4 protein-coding genes and 1 pseudogene are annotated in these 3,691 nt (G+C 39.8%); 2 read left to right on the top strand and 3 right to left on the bottom strand.

The window, feature by feature from the left end:
• A pseudogene (locus ACFO3G_RS03665) lies at nt 1-97 on the top strand (transposase); the annotation flags it as partial.
• Between the two features lie 196 nt (nt 98-293).
• Here ACFO3G_RS03665 and ACFO3G_RS03660 read toward each other — a convergent pair.
• Nucleotides 294-452 carry a hypothetical protein gene (locus ACFO3G_RS03660; protein WP_380078092.1) on the bottom strand — a complete coding sequence of 53 codons (159 nt, stop codon included), beginning with the start codon at nt 450-452 and terminating at the stop codon, nt 294-296.
• Nucleotides 453-997: 545 nt separating this feature from the next.
• Here ACFO3G_RS03660 and ACFO3G_RS03655 point away from each other — a divergent pair.
• Nucleotides 998-1,207, top strand: coding sequence for a hypothetical protein (locus ACFO3G_RS03655; protein WP_380078090.1), 210 nt, complete (start codon nt 998-1,000; stop codon nt 1,205-1,207).
• Nucleotides 1,208-1,325: 118 nt separating this feature from the next.
• On the opposite strand, the gene groL is transcribed toward ACFO3G_RS03655, so the two are convergent.
• Together groL and ACFO3G_RS03645 are read right to left on the bottom strand one after the other, a co-directional pair.
• A complete protein-coding gene (gene groL, locus ACFO3G_RS03650; protein WP_380078088.1) occupies nt 1,326-2,963 on the bottom strand; it encodes a chaperonin GroEL in 1,638 nt (545 codons plus the stop codon).
• A gap of 28 nt (nt 2,964-2,991) precedes the next feature.
• On the bottom strand, nt 2,992-3,261 hold the full coding sequence (locus ACFO3G_RS03645; protein WP_380078086.1) for a co-chaperone GroES: 270 nt from the start codon (nt 3,259-3,261) through the stop codon (nt 2,992-2,994).
• Nucleotides 3,262-3,691 lie beyond the last annotated feature (430 nt).

Below are 3,691 nucleotides of genomic sequence, written 5' to 3'. Positions count from 1 at the left end.
TGAACGATTTATTTGCGTGTTTGGGATTAGCCCAGACCCGCAAGTTATTGACAAACTTTTCAAAGAACTCATTTTATTTACTGCCAGAGCCGCTTAGGCTTGGATATTTTTTAACGAACTATTGAATTATATTTAAAGTCACGTAACACATATCAGAACAGCACCCAAACATTACATTCAGACGCCATACATCCTCATTACTCCCGACAAAGTTAGTAAAAAATCACATCAAACAAGAGAAATGATCCAATAAAAATATTTTATATTTCGAATTGTCACTATAATAGTCGACCCTAAAAGCTGTTTATAAAATTATTCAAGAAATTTATTAAGCAATATTTTACAGATTTACAGAAAACAAGTTGCACCACAGCTTCTGCCGTAGTTCCATGAAACTCATAGTCAATCGTAAATCTTCTGAAATTTTCCAACCATGCAAAAGTTCTTTCCACAATCCATCGTTTTGGAATGATCTTGAACTTTGATGAACACTCATCAGGTCAGAGAACAACTTCAAGTTCCCATCCGTATTTACCAACGGCCCAATCGGCAAAGGTTCCTCTATAACTTCCATCTGCAAGAATCTTGGCAAGACGGGGAAATTTGCAAGACAATTTTTCAATGACTTTCGGAGCACCTTTGCTGTCATGAATATTGGTTTCAGGACGTATACAGACATCAGATAACCTTGAGTATCAGCAATGATATGCCATTTTCTGCTTTTAATCTTTTTGTTTCTCTCAAGTCCTCATAAAAAATTATTGCTGTTGTATAATGTTACCTTTATCACCGAAATCTCCAAATTGAACAAATCATACATGTCAAGATGTGGAAAAAGGCAGCATTACTGTTGATTAGAAAAGAAAGATCCAATCGGACGATCAGCCCCCATATCTTTACATCAAAAGCTGGATAGTTCGTTAGGGCATTTTCAAGACCCTGTATTTAGCAACGAAAGTATAAGATGTATGGACATGATGACTAAACAAAAAAGACTATGAAGTATATCGGCATTGACACCGGTAAACGAAGTTCTACGGTAGCATTCTCCTCAGAGAATGGCTCCCCCGTAAGAGAATACGAGAACAGTCCTAAAGGCATTCACAAAATCATATCTGCACTGTCATCAGATGCTGTTTGTGTGATGGAGGCGACCGATAATTTATTTATACGATTTCTTAATCTTGGGGAATTGAGACATCTCTAAAACATCTACATACATATTAAAGAATTGAACATCCAATATGGATACAGATAACAAAAAAGGCGGTACGTCCAATGACGCACCGCCTAATTTTATGTGGTTAATTTTTCCCGGAAGTCAATTACATCATGCCTCCCATTCCGCCCATACCGGCTGCCGGCATCTGAGGAGCAGGATTGTCCTCCTTCTTATCTACAATTACACATTCGGTCGTAAGGAACATACCGGCAATTGAAGCTGCATTTTCAAGAGCTACTCTTGATACCTTAGCCGGATCGATCACACCGCTCTGGAAGAGGTGTTCAAACTTTTCTGCTCTTGCATTGTATCCGAAATCGCCATCACCTTCTTTTACCTTCTGTACGATGACTGCACCTTCCAAACCTGCATTTGCTACAATCTGACGAAGCGGCTCTTCGATGGCACGCTTAACGATATTGATACCTGTAGTCTCATCAGTATTGATGCCTTCAAGTTTTTCAAGAGCCTTAATAGCACGGATATAAGCCGTACCTCCACCCGGAACTGTACCTTCAGCAATTGCGGCACGAGTAGCAGAAAGAGCGTCGTCTACACGATCTTTCTTTTCCTTCATCTCAACTTCTGAAGCTGCACCGACATAAAGAACAGCAACACCACCGGAAAGCTTAGCCAATCTTTCCTGAAGCTTTTCACGGTCATAGTCGCTTGTAGTATTCTCAATCTGAGCCTTGATCTGAGCCACTCTATCAGCAATGCGGGCCTTGTCGCCTGCACCGTTAACAATAGTTGTATTGTCCTTGTCTACCGTTACCTTTTCTGCTGTACCAAGCATTTCAAGAGTTGCAGACTCCAGCTTCAGACCTGTTTCTTCACTAATGACTACACCGCCTGTCAATGTTGCAATATCTTCAAGCATAGCTTTACGTCTGTCACCAAAGCCCGGAGCCTTCACAGCGCATATCTTCAAGCTGCCTCTAAGTCTGTTAACGACAAGAGTAGCCAAAGCTTCACTTTCAATGTCCTCAGCAATAATAAGGAGTGGACGGCCTGTCTTGAGAGCTTCTTCCAAGATGTTGATGATATCCTTAAGCACAGAGATCTTCTTGTCGAAGATAAGGATATATGGATTTTCCATTTCAACCAGCATCTTCTCTGTATTTGTCACAAAGTAAGGAGAGATATAGCCTCTGTCAAACTGCATTCCCTCAACAACGTCAACCGTCGTTTCAGTACCCTTGGCTTCTTCAACGGTAATAACACCTTCCTTCTTGACACGACGCATTGCATCCGCAATCAACTTACCAATCTGTTCATCTCCATTTGCAGAGATTTTAGCAACATGCTCGATCTTTTCGAAATCGTCACCAACCTCTACAGCCTGCTTCTTTATATCTTCAACAACAGCAGCGACAGCCTTGTCGATACCATGCTTCAAATCCATTGGATTGGCTCCGGCTGTTACATTCTTAAGACCAACATTGATAATGCTTTGAGCAAGAATAGTAGCTGTAGTAGTACCATCACCTGCATCATCGTTTGTCTTAGATGCAACTTCCTTAACGAGTTGTGCACCTACATTTTCATAAGCATTTTCAAGTTCTATTTCTTTTGCAACCGAAACACCGTCCTTTGTAATGTGAGGAGCACCGAATTTCTTATCTAGAATTACATTACGACCTTTGGGGCCTAATGTTACTTTTACTGCATTTGCTAGTTCGTCTACACCTTTCTTAAGGAGCTGACGAGCATCCATATCGAATTTTATTTCTTTAGCCATTTCTGTATGTGTATTTATTTTAGACAAATTATAATGTAGCAAGGACGTCTGACTGACGCATTATGATAAGCTTTTCATTTTCCACCTCTATTTCTGTACCTGCATACTTGCCATAGAGGATCATATCACCGGCTTTAAGGACCATTTCTTCATCCTTGGTGCCGTTGCCCACAGCCAACACTTCGCCTTTCAAAGGCTTTTCCTTTGCTGAATCAGGAATAATAATTCCACCAATTGTTTTTTCTTCTGCTGCAGCCGGTCTAACAAGTACTCGGTCTGCCAAAGGTTTTATATTCATTGTCTTTATCTTTTTAGGTTTATTAATTATCGTTTTCGGTAGAAACTTTTCAGTCCTCGTGAGGATTTTCTGAGCTTCCAATTATATCTAAAGCAACTTGTGTGCCAAAAGCAGAGAAAAAACAGGAAAAAGAATGATATTCTTGACAAATTCCGGTCTCATCCGGTACAGAGATTTCACAAAGCCCTTAAAAATACAATGTAATACACTGTATATCATCATATTACAATATAGTACAAACAAATAAGCATGACTAGTCCTAAATAACCGTTACAGTTATTGGACAAAAATAAACTATTTCTCAAGGGGCTGTGTCATTATTCGTAATGATTCAGCCTCTAATTTTTTAGCAACCCCTCATTTTTGGAGTTTAAGCAGCCAATTTTTGGATGGGAGCTACCATTGGACTCACAGGAACTCCTAAAACAGA

The sequence above is a fragment of the Falsiporphyromonas endometrii genome, from assembly GCF_042654485.1.
GTDB lineage: Bacteria > Bacteroidota > Bacteroidia > Bacteroidales > Porphyromonadaceae > Porphyromonas > Porphyromonas endometrii.
Note: the sequence above shows the minus strand (reverse complement) of the source record. Positions and strands in the feature narration are given on the sequence as shown.